The sequence below is a fragment of the Pseudooceanicola sp. genome (assembly GCF_029213205.1).
Classification (GTDB): Bacteria; Pseudomonadota; Alphaproteobacteria; order Rhodobacterales; family Rhodobacteraceae; genus Pseudooceanicola.
In genome coordinates this window covers 22,328-43,269 of sequence record NZ_JARGNH010000020.1, presented here as the reverse complement: position 1 = coordinate 43,269, position 20,942 = coordinate 22,328, and the positions used below count along the sequence as shown (strand labels likewise).

General features: G+C 65.0%; 23 protein-coding genes. 8 read left to right on the top strand and 15 right to left on the bottom strand.

Annotation, left to right across the window (positions count from 1 at the left end):
• Window positions 1-8: 8 nt before the first annotated feature.
• From pdeM to P1U48_RS13965, 3 genes are all read right to left on the bottom strand, one after another.
• Complete coding sequence (gene pdeM / locus P1U48_RS13975) at window positions 9-677, bottom strand: ligase-associated DNA damage response endonuclease PdeM (protein ID WP_301069730.1); 669 nt, start codon at window positions 675-677, stop codon at window positions 9-11.
• 41 nt (window positions 678-718) lie between these two features.
• Window positions 719-1,045 (bottom strand): DUF1244 domain-containing protein, encoded by a 327-nt coding sequence (locus tag P1U48_RS13970; protein ID WP_301069765.1) that lies wholly within the window; start codon window positions 1,043-1,045, stop codon window positions 719-721.
• A 69-nt stretch (window positions 1,046-1,114) separates the two neighbouring features.
• A complete protein-coding gene (locus P1U48_RS13965) occupies window positions 1,115-1,855 on the bottom strand; it encodes an N-formylglutamate amidohydrolase (protein WP_301069729.1) in 741 nt (246 codons plus the stop codon).
• 115 nt (window positions 1,856-1,970) lie between these two features.
• Here P1U48_RS13965 and pyk point away from each other — a divergent pair, with 115 nt between their 5' ends.
• Together pyk and P1U48_RS13955 are read left to right on the top strand one after the other, a co-directional pair.
• Window positions 1,971-3,416: a pyruvate kinase gene (gene pyk / locus P1U48_RS13960; protein WP_301069727.1), complete on the top strand. Its 1,446-nt coding sequence runs from the start codon at window positions 1,971-1,973 to the stop codon at window positions 3,414-3,416.
• Window positions 3,417-3,469: 53 nt separating this feature from the next.
• Window positions 3,470-3,754 carry a hypothetical protein gene (locus P1U48_RS13955; RefSeq protein ID WP_301069725.1) on the top strand — a complete coding sequence of 95 codons (285 nt, stop codon included), beginning with the start codon at window positions 3,470-3,472 and terminating at the stop codon, window positions 3,752-3,754.
• A gap of 48 nt (window positions 3,755-3,802) precedes the next feature.
• On the opposite strand, the gene P1U48_RS13950 is transcribed toward P1U48_RS13955, so the two are convergent.
• The 3 genes from P1U48_RS13950 to ubiA all read right to left on the bottom strand — a co-directional run bounded on the left by P1U48_RS13950 (window position 3,803) and on the right by ubiA (window position 7,104).
• Window positions 3,803-4,132, bottom strand: a complete 330-nt coding sequence (locus tag P1U48_RS13950) for a hypothetical protein (RefSeq protein WP_301069723.1) — start codon at window positions 4,130-4,132, stop codon at window positions 3,803-3,805.
• Window positions 4,125-6,077, bottom strand: coding sequence for an OmpA family protein (locus P1U48_RS13945; RefSeq protein ID WP_301069722.1), 1,953 nt, complete (start codon window positions 6,075-6,077; stop codon window positions 4,125-4,127). Before P1U48_RS13945 ends, P1U48_RS13950 begins: the two co-directional genes overlap by 8 nt.
• A 64-nt stretch (window positions 6,078-6,141) precedes the next feature.
• Window positions 6,142-7,104, bottom strand: coding sequence for a 4-hydroxybenzoate octaprenyltransferase (gene ubiA / locus P1U48_RS13940; RefSeq protein WP_301069721.1), 963 nt, complete (start codon window positions 7,102-7,104; stop codon window positions 6,142-6,144).
• A 27-nt stretch (window positions 7,105-7,131) separates the two neighbouring features.
• Here ubiA and P1U48_RS13935 point away from each other — a divergent pair, with 27 nt between their 5' ends.
• From P1U48_RS13935 to P1U48_RS13920, 4 genes are all read left to right on the top strand, one after another.
• Window positions 7,132-7,866, top strand: a complete 735-nt coding sequence (locus P1U48_RS13935) for a 16S rRNA (uracil(1498)-N(3))-methyltransferase (RefSeq protein ID WP_301069719.1) — start codon at window positions 7,132-7,134, stop codon at window positions 7,864-7,866.
• The gene (locus P1U48_RS13930) at window positions 7,866-8,042 is read left to right on the top strand and encodes a hypothetical protein (RefSeq protein WP_301069718.1); all 177 of its coding nucleotides are present in this window, start codon (window positions 7,866-7,868) and stop codon (window positions 8,040-8,042) included. Before P1U48_RS13935 ends, P1U48_RS13930 begins: the two co-directional genes overlap by 1 nt.
• 31 nt (window positions 8,043-8,073) lie before the next feature.
• Entirely contained in the window at window positions 8,074-8,586 is a 513-nt protein-coding gene (locus P1U48_RS13925) for a hypothetical protein (protein WP_301069717.1), read from the top strand.
• A 66-nt stretch (window positions 8,587-8,652) separates the two neighbouring features.
• Window positions 8,653-10,023: a glutamate--cysteine ligase gene (locus P1U48_RS13920; protein WP_301069716.1), complete on the top strand. Its 1,371-nt coding sequence runs from the start codon at window positions 8,653-8,655 to the stop codon at window positions 10,021-10,023.
• A 15-nt stretch (window positions 10,024-10,038) separates the two neighbouring features.
• Here the strand turns inward: P1U48_RS13920 and plsY are convergent, their stop codons facing one another.
• The 5 genes from plsY to P1U48_RS13895 are packed head-to-tail and all read right to left on the bottom strand — an operon-like array spanning window position 10,039 to window position 13,996.
• Window positions 10,039-10,644 (bottom strand): glycerol-3-phosphate 1-O-acyltransferase PlsY, encoded by a 606-nt coding sequence (gene plsY / locus P1U48_RS13915; protein ID WP_301069714.1) that lies wholly within the window; start codon window positions 10,642-10,644, stop codon window positions 10,039-10,041.
• Complete coding sequence (pyrC, locus tag P1U48_RS13910; RefSeq protein WP_301069713.1) at window positions 10,637-11,947, bottom strand: dihydroorotase; 1,311 nt, start codon at window positions 11,945-11,947, stop codon at window positions 10,637-10,639. The genes plsY and pyrC overlap by 8 nt, the downstream gene beginning before the upstream one ends.
• Window positions 11,944-12,507, bottom strand: a complete 564-nt coding sequence (locus tag P1U48_RS13905; RefSeq protein WP_301069711.1) for a hypothetical protein — start codon at window positions 12,505-12,507, stop codon at window positions 11,944-11,946. Before P1U48_RS13905 ends, pyrC begins: the two co-directional genes overlap by 4 nt.
• Window positions 12,504-13,052 (bottom strand): aspartate carbamoyltransferase catalytic subunit, encoded by a 549-nt coding sequence (locus P1U48_RS13900; protein ID WP_301069709.1) that lies wholly within the window; start codon window positions 13,050-13,052, stop codon window positions 12,504-12,506. Before P1U48_RS13900 ends, P1U48_RS13905 begins: the two co-directional genes overlap by 4 nt.
• A complete protein-coding gene (locus tag P1U48_RS13895; protein WP_301069707.1) occupies window positions 13,049-13,996 on the bottom strand; it encodes an aspartate carbamoyltransferase catalytic subunit in 948 nt (315 codons plus the stop codon). The genes P1U48_RS13900 and P1U48_RS13895 overlap by 4 nt, the downstream gene beginning before the upstream one ends.
• Window positions 13,997-14,227: 231 nt before the next feature.
• Between P1U48_RS13895 and P1U48_RS13890 the strand changes: the two genes are divergently transcribed.
• Window positions 14,228-15,034: a uracil-DNA glycosylase gene (locus P1U48_RS13890; RefSeq protein WP_301069705.1), complete on the top strand. Its 807-nt coding sequence runs from the start codon at window positions 14,228-14,230 to the stop codon at window positions 15,032-15,034.
• Between the two features lie 41 nt (window positions 15,035-15,075).
• Window positions 15,076-15,702, top strand: coding sequence for a LysE family translocator (locus P1U48_RS13885; RefSeq protein WP_301069703.1), 627 nt, complete (start codon window positions 15,076-15,078; stop codon window positions 15,700-15,702).
• Between the two features lie 366 nt (window positions 15,703-16,068).
• On the opposite strand, the gene P1U48_RS13880 is transcribed toward P1U48_RS13885, so the two are convergent.
• From P1U48_RS13880 to P1U48_RS13865, 4 genes are all read right to left on the bottom strand, one after another.
• Entirely contained in the window at window positions 16,069-18,015 is a 1,947-nt protein-coding gene (locus P1U48_RS13880; protein ID WP_301069701.1) for a MacB family efflux pump subunit, read from the bottom strand.
• Window positions 18,016-18,017: 2 nt separating this feature from the next.
• A complete protein-coding gene (locus tag P1U48_RS13875; protein ID WP_301069700.1) occupies window positions 18,018-19,181 on the bottom strand; it encodes an efflux RND transporter periplasmic adaptor subunit in 1,164 nt (387 codons plus the stop codon).
• A gap of 226 nt (window positions 19,182-19,407) precedes the next feature.
• Entirely contained in the window at window positions 19,408-19,674 is a 267-nt protein-coding gene (locus tag P1U48_RS13870; protein WP_301069699.1) for a LuxR C-terminal-related transcriptional regulator, read from the bottom strand.
• Window positions 19,675-19,815: 141 nt separating this feature from the next.
• Window positions 19,816-20,940, bottom strand: a complete 1,125-nt coding sequence (locus P1U48_RS13865) for an ABC transporter permease (RefSeq protein WP_301069697.1) — start codon at window positions 20,938-20,940, stop codon at window positions 19,816-19,818.
• Between the last annotated feature and the right edge of the window lie 2 nt (window positions 20,941-20,942).

Genomic DNA, 20,942 nt, shown 5'->3' with positions numbered 1-20,942 from the left:
AACCCTGGTCAACCGCCGCGCGGCATCGGGATGATCCGGGGCATCGGCCCGGTCAGCACCGCCAGCGCATCGGCGCCCATCAATGTGCTGAGGGCCGGGTCCCGGCTGCGCAAGCCGCCGGTGTAGGTGCCAAAGGCGGGCAGGATCAGCCGGTCGGAATCGATCAGGAAACAAGGCCGGGTCTGACGTTGACCGCGCCCGGCCAGCGTCGCCTTGGGGTGATAATGTCCTGACACCTCGGCCCGCGCGCCAGATCGGGCGATGTGGCGAAAGGTCAGCGGGCCAAGCGTCAGCTCCGCCAGATGGCTGCCGCCGAGGCCGATCGGGCCGGGATCGTGATTGCCCTCGATCCACCACCAGCGCCGCCCGGCCTGCAGACGGGTCAGCCAGCTCACCGCCTCCGGCTCCAGCGCCGCGACGGCGGCGGCATCGTCGAAACTGTCGCCCAGGCACAGCACCTGCGCCGGTCGGGTCGCGTCGATTGCGGCCTCAAGCCGGGTCAGGGTATCGCGGATCTCATAGGGTGGCAGCTGCGCGCCGCCGCGCCGGGCGATGCGCTCGGACTTGCCGAGATGGAGATCCGAGACGCAGAGCAGCGATTGCCCAGGCCAGAACAAGGCGCCAGACCCGAAAGCCAGCAGGCGGGTGCCGGAGAGGCGGAGCTCGCAGCTTTTCATATCGTGGTCCCGGCCTGCGACGGGTCAGGCGGGCCGCCGGGTCACGCGCCGTCGCCCTTGTCACCGCCCACGTTCTCTTGAAACGCGACCTTGAACGCGGCCTGTTTGCCGGCGTCCGCTGCACTCTGGAACTGGGCTTTCCAGTCCTCGTAAGGGATGCCGTAAAAGGCCGTGCGCGCGGCCTCCTTGTCAATTGCGATGCCGCGGTCCTCGGCGGCCTCCTGATACCAGCGGCTCAGGCAATTGCGACAGAACCCGGCCAGATTCATCAGATCGATGTTCTGCACCTCAGGGCGTTTGTCCATCAGATGGCTGCGCAGGGCACGAAAGGCGGCGGCCTCAAGCTCCACTTGCGTCTTGGCGTCGATCTCACTCATCACGGGCTCCCGTTGCGGTCCGGGGTGATCCTAGGCTGGCGCAGGCCGGTCGAAAAGGGGTTACAGCTCGGACTCGGCCAGCGCGGCGGTCAGCAAGGACGCCAACCGTTCGGCCCAGGCGCGCTGCTGGCTCGGGGTTTCGATCAGATCGTTGCGCAGCTCGATCAGCACATTGGGACGGCCGGGGATTTGCGCGTGGCGTTCGATGGTATCGCCGGGGAAATGGCCGTCGTAGGGCTCATTCTCGCCAACGCAGAGGTCAGGTTCGCGCCGCAAGCGAGCCAGCAACGGCTGCGCCAGCCGCTCGTCCGGGCCATAGAGCACGCCGATCTGCCAGGGGCGCGGCGCGCGGCCACGCAATTGCCGGGTGAAGGAATGCAGCGAAACGATCACCGTCTCTGCCTGCCGCGCCGCCAGTTCGGCGATGGCATCGTGATAGGGGCGGTAACAGGCCGCCAATCGCTGTTCGAGGTCCGCCGGTCCGGCATGGCGGTTGGCCGGAATGACCGAGCCGTCGTAGAGCTTCATCAGCAGGGTCGGATCGTCCTCGCCCCGGTTCGGATCAATCACCAGGCGCGAGAAATTCGACAGGATCGCCGGGCCATCCAGCACCTCGGCCAGCGCCTCGCTGACTCCGGCGGCGCCGGGGTCATAGGCGATGTGGCGCGCCATATCCTCGGCTGGCAGGCCCAGATCTCCGGCATTCACGAAATCGGGCACGGTGTTGGCGGCGTGGTCGCAGATCACCAGCCAGCGCGATTTCCGATCTTTGCCCAAAATCTGAAACGGTTGGTAGGTCATTGTGCTTTCCATACGTCGCCCGGGGTTGGCGCGGTTGTTGCGCTATCGGAAAAGCGCAATACTGCGCCGAAAGTGTCGGCACAAGAGGCGGCACAAGGGCAGGGATCGGAGAGACATGAGACGCCTTCGTAACACCAAGATCGTCGCGACCCTCGGGCCCGCGTCCAACGATTACGACACCATTCGCGCGCTGCACCAGGCCGGGGCCGATGTGTTTCGCCTGAACATGAGCCATGGCAGCCATGACGAGATTCGCGAACGCCATAGGATCATCCGCAAGATCGAGGCCGATCTTGATAGCCCGATCGCCATTCTGGCTGATCTTCAGGGCCCGAAACTGCGGGTCGGCACCTTTGCCAAGGGCGAGGAAGAACTGGTCGTCGGGGCAAAATTTCGCTTTGACCTTGATCCGGCCGAGGGTGATGCGACCCGCGCCAACCTGCCGCATCCGGAGATTTTCGAGGCATTGGAACCGGGGCAGGGGCTGTTGGTCAATGACGGCAAGATCCGTCTCAAGGTGCTGACCTGCGGCGCTGATTTCGCCGATTGCGAAGTGATGATCGGCGGCACGATTTCCAACCGTAAGGGGGTGAATGTGCCCGATGCGGTGCTGAACCTGGCGGCGCTGTCGGACAAGGACCGCGCCGATCTGGAATTCGTCTGTCAGCTGGGGGTGGACTGGCTGGCGCTCAGCTTTGTGCAGCGCCCCGCAGATGTCAAAGAAGCGCGCAAACTGGCCGATGGCCGGGCCGCGATCCTGTCAAAGATCGAAAAACCGGCGGCGGTCAAGGCGTTCGACGCGATCCTGAAAGTGTCCGACGGGATCATGGTGGCGCGTGGCGATCTGGGCGTCGAACTGCCGGTGCATGCGGTGCCACCGATCCAAAAGGATCTGGTGCACAAGTGCCGCAATGCTGCCAAGCCGGTGATCGTGGCGACCCAGATGCTGGAAAGCATGATCGAAAGTCCGATGCCGACCCGCGCCGAGGTCTCGGATGTGGCCGCCGCGATCTATGAGGGCACCGATGCGGTGATGCTGTCGGCAGAAAGCGCCGCCGGCGCCTATCCGATCGAAGCGGTGCAGATGATGGACAGTGTCGCGCAATCGGTCGAGGCCGATCCGCATTACCGCGAGGTCATCGAGGCCAGTCGCAAAAGCATCCGTGGCTCGGTGGCCGATGGCATCGTCGCGGCGGCGCGCGAAATCGCCGAGACCACGGATATCAAGGTGATCTGCTGTTTCACCGAAAGCGGCACCACCGCCCTCAGGGTGGCGCGGGAACGGCCCCGGGTGCCGGTGATCGCGATGACCTCGAAACGCGGCACCGCGCGGCGGCTGGCGCTGAGCTGGGGCACCAATTGCGTGATGACCGGCGAGCTTGAGCGCTTCAAACAGGCGGTGGTCAGCGCCGCACGGGCGGCCCGCCTCGGCGGGTTTGCGACCGAAGCGGATCAGATCGTGGTGACCGCCGGAGTGCCGTTCAACGTTGCCGGAACCACCAACATCCTGCGCGTCGCCCCCTGTCAGGAGCGTTTGATCTATGCCACCGATCCGGGCTAAGATACTGCCCTGCGGTGTCGATCTGCCGCGCCATCGGCAGCGGGCGGGCGACTATGGATGTTGATCTGAATCTGGCGGTCGGCGCAGGGCTGCTTTGCCTGGCCATTCCTTCCCTGATTTCAGCGATGCTCGACCGGCGGTTTCCACTGGTGGCGCTGATTGTGGCCGGGTTCGGCCTGTTCCTGATCGGCTGGGTCGTGGTTGGCCTGCATGGCGGATGGCCGCGCGATCTGACCTCGGCCTGGGTCCTTGTGTTTGAGACCCTGCCGCAGGTGGTGATGGCGATCCCGCATGCCTTTATCGAGGTGGCGGGGCGGGTCATCGGGTATTTCTTCTGATACATCCTACATCTTACATCCGCGCGCGAAGCCGCAGCGCCGATGCGATCAGCCTGCCGCGTGCGCCCGTTCGATATAGGCGCGCAGCTCTTCGGCCTCGTGCCGGGCCTCGCGCAGCCCGTCCATCGCGGCGCGCAATTCGGCTTCGCTCTGGCTCAGTTGATTGGTCAACTCGGCCTCGCGCTGCTGCAGATAGGTGACGGCCTCGTCGCGGGTTTCCTCGGCCTCGTGCAATTCCTTGGCCATCTTCTCAAGCTCGCCCATGTCGGCCTTTGAGACCCGGGTGAAGCGATGGATCAGCCAATAGGCGAACCAGCCCAGGCAAAAGGCTGTGAACAGGATGATCGCGGTTACGAGGATGAACTCGGTTCTATTCATCGCCTGATCCTTCGCTGCCGTCAGAAGGCAAATCCGTTGCGGTTTCGGCCTCTGCTGTGTCCGACGGCGTGTCGGACGCGCTGTCTTGTTGCGCAGAAGCGGCGATGCTTTCAAGCGTTGTTTCCTCTTCCGTGCTGTCGAAGGTCAGAAGCTTGAATTCGATGCGGCGGTTTTCCTCGCGGCCTTCTTCGGTCTTGTTCGAGGCAATCGGCGCGGTTTCGCCATAGCCCTTGGCGGTGTAGCTGGCGGTCAGGATCCGGCGGTTGCGCAATTCGTTCAACACGGCCTGGGCGCGGGCCTGGCTCAGCTGCTGGTTCATCGTTTCGCGGCCCTGGCTGTCGGTGTGGCCACCGATTTCCATGCGGATCGGCCCGCAGAGTTTCAGGGTTTCGGCAATGTCGTTCATGGTGGCCAAGGATTGCGAATCCACCTTGGCCGAGCCCGGCTCAAAGCTGATCTTGCGCACCTTCTGGATCGCCTCCAGCTCGGCCAGGCAGGCCTCGGGCTCGGGCCTGGCGGCCTCCGGGTCGAGTTTTTCCAGATAGGTGACATTGACGGTGAAATCTTCGGAATTGCCCAGCCTCTTTGACAGCAATCCGGTGATCTCGTCGCTGGCGCTTTCCTGGCCGGTGTTGCCGGATACGCTGACATTATCGGGGGTGACGATCACCGCGCCGTTGGAGAGTTTCGACAGCGCCTCAAGCGCGGTCAGCACCCGCAGCGGCCAATCGGCGGGCAGATTGCCGTCAAGCCGGGCGGAATTGTGCAGATGCGCGGCGCCGAACCGGGCCTTGGCATAGCTTTCGGTCGCCTTTCGGGTCAGCTCGTCGTTTAGCCGTCCGCGCAGTTGCACCAGCCCCTCGGGGCTGAGCGTGGCGGTGAAATCCGGCGGGCCCTCGGCCTCGACGGCGGGGGCTTCGGGCAGCACCGCATGCAGGGCAAAGACATCGGGCAGGTCATTTTCCAGCGCCCCGACCACATCGTCGAACCGGCCCTGGGCGGTGCCTTCGGCGGCGATCAGGGTGATATCGGCATCCGCAAAGGTGACAGACCCGCTGCCGAGCTTGGCCAGAGCGGTGATCGCCATCTCGGCGGCCTGGCTCCAGTCCGTCGATGGCACGCCGAGGCCGATGGTGCAGCGTGCCTCGCCCTGCAAACCAGCGGCGCGGGCGGCGTTCAGGATCGCCTCGCGGCCCTTTTCCGTATCGGCCGAGCAGGCGTCAAAGCGGGCGCTGCCGTCCTCGATCAGAAAGCGCAGGGTAAAGGGCGCGATCACCGGGCGCGGCGCCGAAATCGCCAGGGTCAGCAGCAGACCCTTGGGCGCGCGTTGTTTCAGCTGGGTTTCCATCCGCTTGCGCGCCTCGGCGCTGTCGGACATCGCGGTGATCGACACCTTGCCCGCCTCGACCGAGATCTTGGAGCGCGGCACGATCGCCAGCGCCTTCAGCGCATAATCAATCGCCGGTTTCCAGCCTTCGGGCATCGGGTGGCTGGCGACGTCCAGCAGATCGGCGACGTCTTCGACCCCGTCGATCTTGTTCAGCGCTGCGACGAATCCGGCCCGGTCGGTGGCGGTGGGGATCAGTCCGATCAGCGACAGCGTCGTCTCATTGCGCAGAATCTCGACAGAAAACCGGGGCGGGGCCAGGTCTTCGCTGGGTTTGACCTGCATGCCGTCGATCACCCGGCTGGCGTCGATCACCGCACCGGCGACCGAAATCGCGCGGAACCGCACCGCTTCGGACGGGGCGATGCCGGTCAGGTGCAGGCGCAGCCCGTCGGATTGCACCTCGGCCCAGGTCAGGCCGTTGGTGTCGAGCGCCATCCGGACATCGGTTTCGGTCTTGGCCTCGACGGTGCTGACCGCGAAGCCCGCAGCCACCAGGCTGGAGACGGCGGCGATGACGAAGGCGGCGGCGAGGATGGCGATCGAAGACAGGCGCATGGGCGACGTGATCCAGCTGGTCCTTGGGAGGCTCACGATTAAACCGGGGCGCCGGGTTCTGCAATCAAAGCAAAAGTGAACAGGCGAAAAACGGCACAAGCAGCAGCCCGGCATCGCGATTGGCGCGAAACAGCATCAGCAGCTTGTCGTTGTCGTCGAGGTCTAGCGCCCGCAATTGCCAGGTCAGATGCCAGCCAAAGGCCCAGGGCCCGGCCAGCGCCACCAGCAGCGACAGCGGGTTGTCGCGCCCGATCACGGCGCCCAGCGTCGCCAGCCCGATCAGCGCCACGGTGGCGACCAGGAACCGGCGCAGCCATTTCGGCGTGTCGGTGCCGAACAGCCGGGCGGTGGATTTCACCCCGATCAGCGCGTCGTCCTCGCGGTCCTGATGGGCATAGATGGTGTCATAGAACAGCGTCCAGGCGATGCCGCCGAGATAGAGCACGACAGGTGGCCAGGACAGCGACCCGGCATGGGCCGCCCAGGCCAGCAGCGCGCCCCAGTTGAACGCCAGCCCCAGGAAGATCTGTGGCCACCAGGTGAAGCGCTTGGCAAAGGGGTAAATCGCCACCGGCAGCAGCGACAGCACCCCCAGCGCGATGGCGGTGCGGTGAAAGGTCAGCAGGATGGCGCAGGCGAGCAGCGCCTGCAGCGCCATCCACAGCAGCGCCTGCCGCGTCGAAACCGCGCCGGACGGGATCGGCCGCGACCTTGTGCGTTCCACCGCGCCGTCGATATCGCGGTCGGTGATGTCGTTCCAGGTGCAGCCGGCGCCACGCATCAGCCAGGCCCCGACGGCGCAGCCGAGCCCAATCCAGGCGTCTTCCCAGCGCGCTTGCCCATCCGCCAGCATCGCCAGCAGCAGGCCCCACCAGCAGGGCAGCAGCAGCAGCCAGGTGCCAATCGGGCGATCGGCGCGCGACAGCCGCAGATAGGGCCGGGTCCAGGCCGGGGCACGGCGATCGACCCAATTGCCGGTGACGGCATCGGCGACTTGTCCCTCTGGTGTGCGATCCGCTTGCGTCATAGATTGTGCCCCATGAATACTGCCCGATTGTCCCCGCGCGTTCGCCTTCATGTAGACCACCCGTTGGGGGCGGCGCAAACCGTTCCTCTGGATCGGGATCAGGCGCATTATCTGTTCGCGGTGATGCGGCTGAACGGCGGCGACGCGGTGGCGTTGTTCAATGGCCGCGACGGTGAATGGCTGGCGCAAGTGGCGCAGGCTGGAAAACGCGGCGGCGCGCTGATCTGTCTGGAACGGACCGCGGCGCTGAAAATTCCGCCGGATCTCTGGCTGATCTTTGCGCCGATCAAGAAGGCGCGCACCGATTTCATTGTCGAAAAGGCGGTGGAACTGGGCGCCCGGCGGATCCTGCCGGTGCAGAGCACCTATACCAATTCCGAACGGATCCGGCGTGACCGGCTGCAGACGCATGCGGTCGAGGCGGCTGAGCAAAGCGGCGCCACCTTCGTGCCCGAGGTGGCCGAGCTGGAGCGGCTGGAGCGGCTGCTGGACGGCTGGCCGGCCGCGCGACAGTTGATGTTCTGTGACGAGGCGCTGGCGCGGCAGGGCGGTTCGGATGAGACCCCTTTCGCCGGGATGGCGCGCGGCGCCCCCTGGGCGATCCTGATCGGCCCGGAAGGCGGGTTTTCAGAGGCCGAGCGCCGCCGCCTGGCGGCAATGCCGCAGGCGGTCGCGGTGCGGCTTGGCCCGCGCATCCTGCGCGCCGACACGGCGGCGGTGGCGGCGCTGACCCTGTGGCAATCGGCGCTGGGAGATTGGTGATGCAGCCGGTTACGGCGGCGGAACTGCCTGCCGGGCTTCGGTTGCTGTCCGCCGATGCCGATATCGCGATGTTCGAGCGGTCGAATCGGCGCCGTGAGGGGATGTTGTTGCCAGCGATGCGGTGGCGCGCGCCGGTATCGCCATTGGCTTTCGCCGCGTCGGCGACTACACCTTGACGCGGTTTGATCCAGCCGTGGAGACCTGTCGATGAGCTTCATGCGTCCCGAAGTGGCCCTGGCCGCGCGTCGCTGGCGCGAGGCGCTGATCGGCGTGGCGATTCTGGCCTTTGGCCTCTGGATCGCGCTGGCGGCCTTGGGCATCCTGATCTGGCTGGGCTGGCTGTTTGCCCTGGCCGGGCTGGGCCTGATCGCCGCCGGGGTGCAACGCGGGCGGTTTCGCATCGGCCACAACGGCCCCGGTGTGGTGCAGGTGGACGAGGGCCAGATTGCGTATTTCGGCCCCTGGAACGGCGGTGTCGTGGCGCTGAGCGAGATCGTCGAGATCACCCTGGACCGCGGCTATGACCCGCTGATCTGGCGGTTGCGTCAGCCCGGCCGCGCCGCGTTGGAGATCCCGGCCACCGCCGAAGGCGTCGAGGCGCTGTTCGATGCGTTCACCGCGCTGCCGGCCTTTGACACCCGCACAATGCTGGCGGCGCTGCATGCGGTCGACCGTCACCCGATTGTGATCTGGGAGAAACCTGCGCTGCGCCTGCATTGACACTCCCGGCTAAGCCCGGCACTTCTGAACCTCCAAAACGCGAACAGTCCTCGGAGGCACCGCCCCATGTCCATCCCCCAATCCGGCGGCGGGCCGATTGAGCGGCACGAACAACTGGCCGAATACCTGGCCGAAGGCTGCAAGCCGAAGGCCGAATGGCGGATCGGCACCGAGCATGAAAAGTTCGGCTATTGCAAAGACAGCCTGAAGCCGATCCCCTATGACGGGCCGCGCTCGGTCAAGGCGGTGCTGGAAGGGTTGCGCGACCGCCACGGCTGGTCTCCGGTCGAAGAGGGCGGCAATCTGATCGGCCTGACCAAGGATGGCGCCAATGTCAGCCTGGAACCGGGCGGTCAGCTTGAGCTGTCGGGCGCGCCGCTGGAGAACATCCACCAGACCTGTGACGAGGTGAACGAGCATCTGCGCGAGGTCGAGGACATCGCCGATGCGGCCGGCGTCGGCTTTATCGGCCTTGGTTCCGCCCCGATCTGGACCCATGACGAGATGCCCTTGATGCCCAAGGGCCGTTACAAGCTGATGGATGCCTATATGCAAAAGGTTGGCACCCTTGGCACCACGATGATGCGGCGGACCTGCACGGTTCAGGTGAACCTCGATTTCGGATCCGAGGCCGATATGGTGCAAAAGATGCGGGTGGCGCTGGCGTTGCAGCCGGTCGCCACGGCGTTGTTTGCCAATTCGCCCTTTACCGAGGGCAAGCCGAACGGGCTGAAAAGCTATCGCAGCCGGGTCTGGCGCGATCTCGACGCGGCCCGCACCGGGATGCTGCCCTTTGCGTTCGAGGACGGCTTTGGGTTTGAGGCCTGGGTTCAGTACGTCCTGGATGTGCCAATGTATTTTGTCTACCGCGACGGGCGCTATATTGACGCGCTCGGGCAATCTTTCCGGGATTTCCTGCGTGGCGAACTGCCCGCTCTGCCCGGCGAAATGCCGACCCTGTCGGATTGGGCCGATCACCTGACCACGGTGTTCCCCGAAGCGCGGATGAAGCAATATATCGAGATGCGCGGCGCCGATGGCGGCCCCTGGCGGCGGCTCTGTGCCTTGCCGGCCTTCTGGGTCGGATTGATGTATGACCAGTCATCGCTGGATGCGGCCTGGGAGCTGGCCAAGGGCTGGGATGCACAAACCCGCGATGCGCTGCGGGTGGCGGCGTCCGAGCAGGGCTTGCAGGCCAAGGTCGGCAAGATCGACATGCACGATCTGGCGCGCGAGCTGGTGGCGATCTCCGAGGCCGGGCTCAAGGCGCGGGCGATCCCCGGCGCCGGTGGGCTGGTGCCGGACGAGACCCATTTCCTGAACGCGCTGAAGGAAAGCATCGAAACCGGCCAGGTGCCTGCCGATGAGTTGCTCGAAAAATACAACGGCGACTGGGGCGGCGATGTGAGCCGGATTTACGGCGAATATTCCTACTGAAACGTCGGGCAGGCGCTATTTCTGCCCGATCTTCGGCTCAGTTCCGGCACGTAGGCGCCGGATGTTGCCAGCGTGGCGCAGGAACACCAGCAGGGTCAGGGCGACGCTCAGGAAAAACCCCTCGCCATAACCGAAGCCGACCATCCAGATTGACGAGCTCGCTGCCGCGATCAGGGCCGACAGCGACGATATCCGACTCAGCACCGCAGTCAGCAGCCAGACGGCGCAGCAGGTCAACCCGACCGGCCAGGCCAGCGCCAGCAGGATGCCGAGGAAGGTCGCCACCCCCTTGCCGCCACGAAACCGCAGCCAGACCGGGATGCAATGGCCGACAAAGGCCATCAGCCCGGCCAGTTGCGCCGCGTCTTCGCCCGCCAGTGCCCGGCCCAGCAGCACCGCCGCCGCGCCCTTGGCCCCGTCGAGCAGCAGCGTCGTTGCTGCCGCGCCCTTGTTGCCGGTGCGCAGCACATTGGTGGCGCCGATATTGCCCGATCCGATCTGGCGCAGATCACCAAGCCCCAGCGCCCGGGTCAGCAGCACCCCAAAGGGGATCGAGCCGAGCAGATACCCGGTGATGGCCCAGAGGATAAGGCCGCTGGTGGTCAGGGTGATATCAGGCATCGCGGGTCTCGCTTTCCACCACATTGGCATCAAAAATCCGGGTGCCGCCGACCCAGCTGCCCAGCACCTTGCCTTGCAGGCGGGCCTCGTCAAACGGCGTGTTCTTGGATTTCGAGCGCAGCTTGGCGCGGTCCAGCACAAACGGCGCGTCCGCGTCGAACAGCACCAGATCGGCGGGCGCGCCAATGGCCAGGCGGCCTTGCGGCAGGTTCAGGCGGCGGGCCGGGTTCAGGGTCATCGCCCGGATCAGGGTTGGCAGATCCATCGCCCCGGCATGATAGAGGCGCAGGGCGGCGGGCAGCAGGGTTTCCAGCGCCACCGCGCCCGAGGCCGCCTCCTCAAACGGCAGGCGCTTGCTTTCTTCATCCTGCGGCGTGTGCATCGAGGAGATCACGTCGATCAGGCCCGAGGCGACGGCGGCGACCACCGCCATCCGGTCATCCTCAGACCGCAGCGGCGGCTTGACCTTGAAGAAGGTGCGGTAATTGGCAACGTCGATTTCGTTCAGCGTCAGGTGGTGGATCGACACCCCGGCGGTGACATCCAGCCCGTTGGCTTTGGCCCGTTCCAGCGCCGGCAGGGCGCGGGCGGTGGTGATCTGATCGGCGTGGTAACGCGCCCCGGTCATCTCGACCATGGCGATGTCGCGATCCAGCGCCATCCGTTCGGCCATCGACGACACCGCGGGCAAGCCGCGCAGCGAGGCGAACTTGCCGCTGGTGGCGGAGGCGCCTCTGGACAGGCCCGGGTCCTGCACATGGGCGATCACCAGCGCCCCGAGCGAGCGGGCATAGGTCAGGGCGCGACCGAACACCTTGGTGTCGGCGACCACCCGGTCGCAATCGGTAAAGGCCACCGCCCCGGCATCGAGCAGGAAGCCGATCTCGGTCATCTCGCGGCCCTCGCGGCCCTTGGTCAACGCCGCCATCGGCAACACCCTGACCTGGGTCGCCTCGCGCGCCCGGCGGGCGACGAATTCCAGGATTTCCGGGGTGTCGATGGCGGGCAGCGTGTCGGGCCGGGTGATGATGGTGGTAACCCCGCCCGCCGCCGCTGCCCGCCCGGCAGAACGAAAGCTTTCCTTGTGGCGTTCACCCGGCTCGCACACCTTGACGCCGATATCGACCAAACCGGGCGCCAGGCATTTGCCAGCGCAGTCGATCACCCTGTCAGCGGCGTGCGTGTCATATTCGCCGGTCTCGCCCCGGGCAGCAATCACCCCGTCGCGGATCAGCAGGTCGCCCTGGCTGTCGGTTCCGGCCTCGGGGTCGATCAGGCGGGCATTGCGGAAAAGCAGGGTCAACGGAAACCTCCGGTGGCAAGGATCAGAAGGCCGAGGACCAGAAGCGCGGCGGCCAGCACCACCAGCCTGGCCCAGCGTCGCGAGGGCAATGTCGGCGCCGGGGCCGCACCGCCGGAAAGCCCCCCATCGGCAGAGCGGCTGCGCAGTCGCTCCATGGTGCGGGTCGGCGCGGCCATGGCATAGCTGCCGAGATGGGTCAGCGGCGCCCGGGCCTTCAGCGTCTGCGCGATCCCGTCAAAGGCGGCGGGGCGCAAGATCACGATATGGCCGGTCTGCGCGTCGAGCCGGTCACTGTCCCCGGCAAGCCTGGCGGCATCAGCGCCGAGCCCGTCGCTGAGGTAGTGTGCGAGTCCGACCCCGACCAGATCGGCGGCCTCAAAATCCTCGATCCCCTCGGGATTCAGGTGATCGGCCGCCAGCGCCACTTTCAGCGGCCAACCGGCGCCATTGCTGTCCTGCGGGCGGGCGATGAACCCGGCCGCGCGGTCCCCCTCCAGCGCCAGGGCGAACACATGCAGATCATCGCCGCCACCCGCCGGGATCCGGATGGCCGCGCTCATGCCGCCGCCGCCCGGATCGCCCGCAGCCTGGCATAGACATCGCGCCCGTCGGGGATGCGCTCAAAGCCAATATCGTGGCGGGTGCTGCCGTTCTTTCGCGATTTCATTTCATGGGCGAAATGCACGGTCGAGAAATCGTCGGCCTCTTCGATGCTGATCACCGTATCACCGGCGATCGGATAGGCGGTCAGCTTGCGGCCGCGAAACGGAATGTCGGTGGCGATAAAGGCGCGCCGGTCGGTGAGCGTGTACCAGGTATGCCGCCGCCGCCAGGAGGGGCCATAGATCGGCCCGATCAGGATGCTCAGCCCGACGCTGAAATGGATCAGGCCGAACATCCAGAAGAGATCCCCGGATCGGGCGGCGGTGATCATCCAGAACAGGGCAAAGCCGGAAAACAGCAGGCCAAAGACCACCGTGACGATATGGCTCAGCTGGAATTTCACCGCCGGATCGGGGCGCCCCTGCCATTGAATGACCTCGCCGGGATCGAGGATCCCGTCCCAGCCATCGCCGCGCGCCTGATGGGTGACTTCAGCGCTCATGCCACTGCCGCCCGCTGTTTGCGCAGGTTCCGCGCCAGCAGGTCCATCGCCGCCATCCGCACCGCGACGCCCATCTCGACCTGTTCCTGGATCACCGAGCGGTTGATGTCATCGGCGATGCTGCCGTCGATCTCGACCCCGCGATTCATCGGGCCGGGATGCATGACGATGGCGTCAGGCTTGGCATGGGCCAGCTTTTCGGCATCGAGCCCGTAGCGGTGGTAATACTCGCGCTCGGACGGGATGAAGCCGCCATCCATCCGTTCCTTCTGCAGGCGCAGCATCATCACCACATCGACGTCCTTCAGCCCCGCCTCCATGTCTTCAAAGACCTCGCAGCCGAAGTCGCCGATGGCGGCGGGCATCAGGGTCGGCGGGCCGATCAGCCGGATCCGGTTCTCCATCTTGCCGAGCAGGATCAGATTGGAGCGGGCGACGCGGGAATGGGCGATGTCGCCGCAGATGGCGATGGAAAGGCGGTGCAACCGACCCTTGGCGCGCCGGATCGTCAGCGCGTCGAGCAGCGCCTGGGTGGGGTGTTCGTGGCGGCCATCGCCGGCGTTCAGCACCGCGCAATTGACCTTTTGCGCCAGCAGATCGACGGCGCCGGATTGCGGGTGGCGCACCACCAGCAGATCGGGGCGCATCGCGTTCAGGGTCAGCGCGGTGTCGATCAGGGTTTCGCCCTTTTTCACCGACGAGGTCTGCATCGCCATATTCATCACATCGGCGCCCAGACGCCGCCCGGCGAGTTCGAAACTGGCCTGGGTGCGGGTCGAGTTTTCAAAGAACATATTGATCTGGGTGAGACCGCGCAGCGCCTCGCCATGTTTGTCGGGCGAGCGGTTCAGGGCGACGTAATCGTCGGCGAGATCCAGCAAGGTGGTGATCTCGACCGGGCTCAGCGGCTCGATCCCCAGAAGGTGGTCCTGCGTGAAGGCCATGTCCCGCGCTCCGGTCTGTTCCGTCTGGGCTTATAGGAAGCGGCGGCGCCTCCGACAAGCGGTGCGTTGTTTTGGCTGGTGGTTTTGGGGGCGCGGCCCCCGTCACGGCCCGGGGGCCGCGACTCCCCCGGGATATTTTTGACCAGAGGAAGCGGCGCGGCGGGCTACGGACTATGGGGGCGGTCTGCGCGGCGGCTTTGCGCGGGTGCTGCGGCAGGCTAGGGTGGCGCTATGGAATCGGCATTGGATTGGCATCAGGCAAAGGCGCTGCTGGACTGGCAGGTGGAACTGGGCGCGACCGAGGCGATCGGTGACGCGCCGGTGAACCGGTTCGAGCTGGCCAAGGTGGCGGCAGCGGCGGCCACGGTGGCGACTCCGGCTGCGGCGGCGGCGCGCCCGGCTGCCATCTCTGGCCCCGCCACGGCGGCGGCCGAGGTCGATGCGGTGGCGCTGGCCCGGGCGGCGGCGGGCGCGGCGGGTGATCTGGTGGGGTTGCAGGCGGCGCTGGCAGCCTATGAGCACTGCGAGTTGAAGCGCGGCGCGCGGCATCTGGTGTTTGCCGATGGCGACCCGCGGGCAAGGGTGATGATCCTTGGTGAGGCGCCGGGTCGCGACGAGGACCGGGTCGGGCGACCCTTTGTCGGGCAGGCCGGGAAATTGCTGGACCGGATGCTGGCGGCGATCGGGCTTGACCGCACCGCCGAGGACCCGGCGCGGGCGGTCTATATCACCAACGTACTGCCCTGGCGGCCACCGCAGAACCGCGATCCGGACCCGGCGGAAATTGCGATGATGGTGCCATTTGTCGAGCGCCATGTGGCCCTGGCAAATCCCGATCTGGTGGTGCTGATGGGCAATATCCCCTGCATGGCCGGGCTCGGCCAGCGCGGCATCCTGAAGCTGCGCGGTCACTGGACCGAGGCCTTTGGCCGTCCCGCCCTGCCGATGGTGCATCCGGCCTATCTGCTGCGCATGCCGCAGGCCAAGCACGAGGCCTGGGCCGATCTGCTGGCGATCAAGGCGCGGCTGGCCGGATGAGATGGCTGCCGGTTCCCGCCCCCTGTTTCTGAGGTGTGACCATGTGGCCTGTCGATCCGATCGTTCTGCTGGCCTTTCTGCCCGCCGGTCTGGCGCTGAACCTGACGCCGGGGGCGGATATGATGTTTTGCGTCGGCCAGGGGCTGCGCCGGGGCAGCGGGGCGGGCTGGGCGGCCAGCGGCGGCGTTGCGCTGGGCGCGTTCTTCCACGGGCTTCTGGCCGGGCTTGGCCTTGGCGCGCTGGTGGCGGCGCATCCGGGGCTGTTTGACGTGATCCGCTGGGTCGGCATCGGTTACCTGCTGTGGTTGGCAGTGGCGTCCTGGCGGGCGCGGGCACCGGGGCTGAGCGGTGAGGCGGGGGCGGCCCGACATGCGTTCCGTGATGGGCTACTGGTCAATCTGAGCAATCCCAAGGTGATCCTGTTCGTGCTGGCCTTTGTGCCGCAATTCGTCGATCCGGCCCGGGGCCAGGTGTTGGCGCAATTCCTGACCTTCGCGCTGATGCTGGCCACCGGCGGGTTTCTCATCAACGGGCTGGCCGGGGCCTTTGCCGCCGGGACCGGGCGCCGACTGCTGCAATCGGCGGGCGCGGCGCGCTGGCTGGGACGCACCAGCGCCGCGATCTTTGCGGCATTGGCATTGCGGTTGGCATTCACCGAACGCGCCTAACAGGTTGCTGAACGAGCCCTGCCTCGACAGGGCTTTGAGAACATGAGTCACCCTTTGGGCCGCACCGACGGGGCTGAGGATGCGCGGGACGGATGAGACGAGGGGGGGCGCGGTTCATTCTGACAATGGCCGCCAACCACCTCGCCAGACCACCCCGGTTGCGTGCCGCATGACGCGGAGAGACGGCCCACAGGGCATATATCGAGCCGCCAAAGGACAGCGCGATCAGGCGAAACAGCCCTGATGTGGGGACAGCCTTCCTGATAAGGGAAGTTTCAGCACCCTGTTAGAAATGGGCCCCCTCAGATTTTTTGACATCGGCGAGAACGACGTTTGCCCAAAGCGTGTCTCAGCACCCGATGTCACTCAGGCGTGGTTGAGCGCCACCACCGGGTCGAGCCTGGCCGCCGCACGCGCGGGTAGGTAGCCGAAGGTGATCCCGATCAGGGTCGCGGACAAAAAGGCCACCACGATCGCCGTGACCGAGAAGCTCAACTGCACATCGGTCGAAAAATACCCCACCATCTGCCCGCCGATCAGCGCGCCGGCGATCCCCAGCACGCCGCCGGTCAGACAAACCAGCACCGCCTCGATCAGGAACTGCGCGACGATATCCGAACGACGCGCGCCGATCGCGATGCGCACGCCGATCTCTTTCGTGCGCTCGGTCACCGAGACCAGCATGATATTCATCACCCCGATCCCGCCGACAATCAGCGAGATCACAGCGATCATCGCCACCAGCAGGGTCAGTGTTTCGGTGGTCGAGGTCATCGTATCGCGGATCGTGTCGGAGTTGATCAGGAAGAAATCCTTGGTGCCGTGGCGAGTGGTCAGCAAGGCGTTGATCTCTGCCTCGGCAAGCGAGGTGTCGTAATCATCGCTTACCCGCACCTCGACGCTATCAAGGAAATTCTGCCCCGAAATCCGCGTCATCACCGTGGTATAGGGCACCCATACATTCAGTGATTCCGGCCCGAAACTTGCCCCGCTCGACCGCACCACGCCGATCACCCGCACCGGCACGCCGCCCAGCAGCAAAACCTTGCCCACCGGGTCATCGCCCGCGTCAAAAAAGGTGTCGCGCGTATCCTCGTCGATCACCGCGACTTGGCTACGGTCGACAACATCGTCGGAGGCGAAGGTGCTGCCGGTCACAGTGATGTAATTGTGGACCTGGAAATAATCCCCGCCCACCCCGTTGATCGACGCATCCGAGGCGGTACCGCGATAGACAACGTTGCGTTTGGTCGCGACCGAGGGCGAGGCGCTGTCGGCATAGGGTTGCAGCGCCAGCGCATCCGCATCCGAAGGCATCAGCGTTTCCACCTTGGCCGCATCGCGCGCGCCGAACCCTGTGCCTGAGCGCACGGTGATCGTGCTGGTCCCAAGCGATGAAATGCTGTCGAGCACCTTTTCCTTGGTGCCGGTTCCCAACGCGACCACCAGCACCACCGAGGCGATGCCGATGATGATCCCCAGCATCGTCAGAACCGAACGCACCCGATGCGCCAAAAGCGCCTTGAGCGACATTTCAAACGCCTCGCGCAGTCGCAAAAGCGCAGCCCCTGTGCCCGCTTTGCGGGGCGCGCGCTCCAGCCGATTGGTTTCGGTCACATCCTTGGCGGCGGTCTTTGTATCCGAGATGATCCGCCCGTCACTGATCTCGATCGTGCGATGGGCATGCTGCGCGACCTCCGGGTCATGGGTGACCATGACGATGGTGTGGCCCTTGCCGTTCAGCTCCAACAGCAGGTCGATCATTTCTCGGGAGCTTTTTGTATCAAGCGCCCCTGTCGGCTCATCCGCCAGGATCACTTCGCCGCCGTTCATCAATGCGCGCGCGACTGAGACCCGTTGTTGTTGGCCGCCCGAAAGCTCGCCAGGGCGGTGGTCCAGCCGGGTGGCCAGGCCAAGCTGGCCCAGCAGGTCGGAGGCGCGTTTGTGCCGGGCCGCGCGGCCCTGTCCGGCATAGATCGCGGGCACCTCGACATTGCCCACCGCGTCGAGGTCGGGCAGAAGTTGGTAGCGCTGGAAGATGAAGCCGAAATGCTCGCGCCGTAGTTGGGCAAGCTGATCGGGGCTGAGTTCGCTCACATCCTGACCGGCAAAGCTGTAGCTGCCCGAACTGGCGCGGTCGAGGCAGCCGAGGATGTTCATCAGCGTTGATTTGCCCGAGCCCGAAGCCCCGATGATCGCCACCATCTCGCCCGGCCAGATGTCAACATCAACATCGCGCAGGACGGTGATGGTTTCATCGCCGGCCTGGAAGCTGCGCGAGATCCCGCGCGCGGAAATCAGGGGTTCACCCACCGTCACAGCCTCACCTGAGGCGTGCGGGTATTGCTCTGTGACGCATTGGGGGCCACGACGGCGGTGCCGGTAACAACCTCGTCGCCCTCACTCAGCCCCGATGTGATCTCGGCCCTGATCTTGTTGTTCAGCCCGACCTCGACTGGCACAGTCGTCGTTGTGCCGTTCGTGGCATCATACAGTTTGACGGTGTAGCCATCAGCGTCTTTGGTCAGCGCCGAGGACGGCACAGTCAACACGTTTTCCGCCTTGTCCAGAATGATCGAGACCTCAGTCGTCATGCCGATGCGCAGCAGATGGTCTGGATTGGCTACCTCCAGCAACCCATTGTAATAGATCGCCACATCGGTTGAGATGGTGTCGCTGGTCTCAATTGCCGAAGGCGCAGGCTCGACAGCGCGCACAGTGGCAGAGAATTTGTGATCCGGTTCGCCCAAGATGGTAAAGAACACTTGCTGCTCGGGTTTCACATGCACCACGTCGGCCTCGGATATTTCCGCCTTCACCACCATACTGTCCAAATCGGCAAGCTTGACGATTGTCGGCGCGCTTTGCGAGGCGTTCACGGTCTGGCCCTCGTCATTGACGATCGCCACAACCGTGCCGGAAATCGGCGCGGTGATCTTGGTCCGTTCAAGCGCGATTTGCGCGGTTGAGACGGTGACCTCAACGCTTTCCTGCTGTGCGGCCAGCGCGTCAAGCTCGGCCTTGTAGACATCAACTTCGGCCTGCGCTGCCTCAAGATCCTCTTTCGAGCCGTAATCCGAGGTGGTCAGCTTGATCTGCCGGTCCAGCGCCCGTTTGGCCTTGACCAGACCGGCATTCTTGGCGGCGATCTGGGCCTTTATATTGGCCAGGTTCGCCTTCGCCGTCAGCACGGCATTCTCTTGGTCCTGACTGTCGATCAGCGCAATCAGGTCACCCTTCTCGACCTCGTCGCCAAGGGCGACCGCCAGTGTTTCGATCTGCCCCGAGACCCGTGCGCCAACGCTGACCAATTGCTTGGCCTCCATCGTGCCCGACGCCAGCACCGTCTCTTCAACTGTGCCAAGTCTGACAACAGCCGTCGTCGGCGGGGCCTCGGCTTCGTTCTGGGCGAAATAGAACCAGCCCCCCACCGCCGCCGACACCAAGACGAGCAGAATCACGATGCGTATTGTTTTCATGAATTGAGGCCTTTCGGGCGGAAACCGTGAGAATTGCGAATAATAATTCTATACGTTCGTGCGCGGCGTTTCCGCCGCCTTACGTGGCGTCAGTCTTCCCTCTAAAGGACAAGAAGGTTGACGGCCGGACGCCCGATCAGGCTGACTTCAACCCGCCGATGCCCGAAGCGGTGGCGGTGTAGCCGAGGCGGAAAACCACTTGGAAAACGCCCGGAACCTGTTCAGATCAACCGAGCCACCTCTCCCGCATCAGTTGCACAGAGAAACAGACATCGCAAAATGCCGGGAAGCTCAGTTTCCAGTCGCGTTTCGAACCCGGCGGGATCGAGGTATCTGACCACATCCGGGTGGCGTGCCACGATGCCTCTGGCGGAGAGGAAATTCCGAGCTTGCGGTACATCGACTTGATGAAGCTTGCCACTGTCGTATCGGCCAGGTTCAGACTTGCCGCGACCTCGGAATTGCGCAGCCCCCTTGCACTCAGGGCCAGCACATTGGTTTTCCGCGCGGTCAGCTTTACTCGGCTAGATCTGACGGGCCGGTCCGGCTGAAATGCTGCGATATCGCCGTGCCGATGTACGCCGCTACCGACTCCAGGTCCCGTCTTCGCGCATTACCCAGCCCACCCACGGGATCAGCCAGACAGGCTCATCGAGCGGCGGAACAGCGCAAGGCTTGCCACGAAAAACGCTATCCCCAATCCTGCCATCAGCGATAGTTCGAACCAAACTGCGCCGGTCCCGGCTCCACGAAACACAACCGCCTTGGCGAACGCCAGGAAATGCCGGGACGGGAGCGCCATGGTCAGACGCTGCACGATATCAGGCTGACTTTCGATCGCCCCCATGCCGCCTGACAGCATGATGATTGGAATGATGACCATGATGACCAACAGCGCGAACTGGGCCATGCTACGCGCCATCGTGCCCAGGAACATGCCGATAGCCGCCGCCGCCGCCAGGTAGACCGCTGTTCCGGCCAAGAGCAGCGGCACCGATCCCGCGACCGGAACCTGCAACAACTCTTGGACGACAAAGATCAGCGAAAGCGTGAAGGCTGCCAGAATCACGACAACATTGGCCAGCACTTTTGAGAGCGCGATTTCAAGTGGCGTCAGCGGCATCACCATCAGATGTTCGATGGTGCCTTGCTCGCGCTCGCGCAGCATTGCAGCGCCGGTCAGGGCGATGGTCAGCAGCGAAAGCTGGTTCAGCAGCGAAGACATGGCCTTGAACCAAACCGGGTTGCCGTTCGGGTTGAAGGCGCGACGCAGTTCCAGCCGCAGGGCAGGCTCGGGCGCATCGGGGCTGCCCGACAGAAAGGCGCGCGTTTCAGAGGTCAGGATATTGGCGATGTAATCGCTGCCAAGCTGCGCCTGGCTGACCGCCGTTGCATCCACATCAAGCTGGACGGCGGGTGCAAGACCCGCGATCACATCGGCCTCAAACCCCGGTGGAAAGCTGAGCACAAACATGATCCGCCCGGCATCCATTTCCGTGGCCATCTGATCGGGCGCAATCATCACTGGTGGCTGGAACCATGGTGGGCCAAGAGCGTCAGTCAGTTGCCGGGTCAGCGCAGAGTTGTCTTCGTCAAGAATGGCAATCGCGGCGTTATAGACCGTGTCGCCAGCACCGCTTGCTTCAAGCATGACAGCGACAACAAAGGACCACAGGATCAAAATGACCATGACCGGGTCACCAAGAACGCTTTTCAGTTCCTTGCCAGCAAGCCAGAAGATGTTTGTCAGCTGCCGCATGA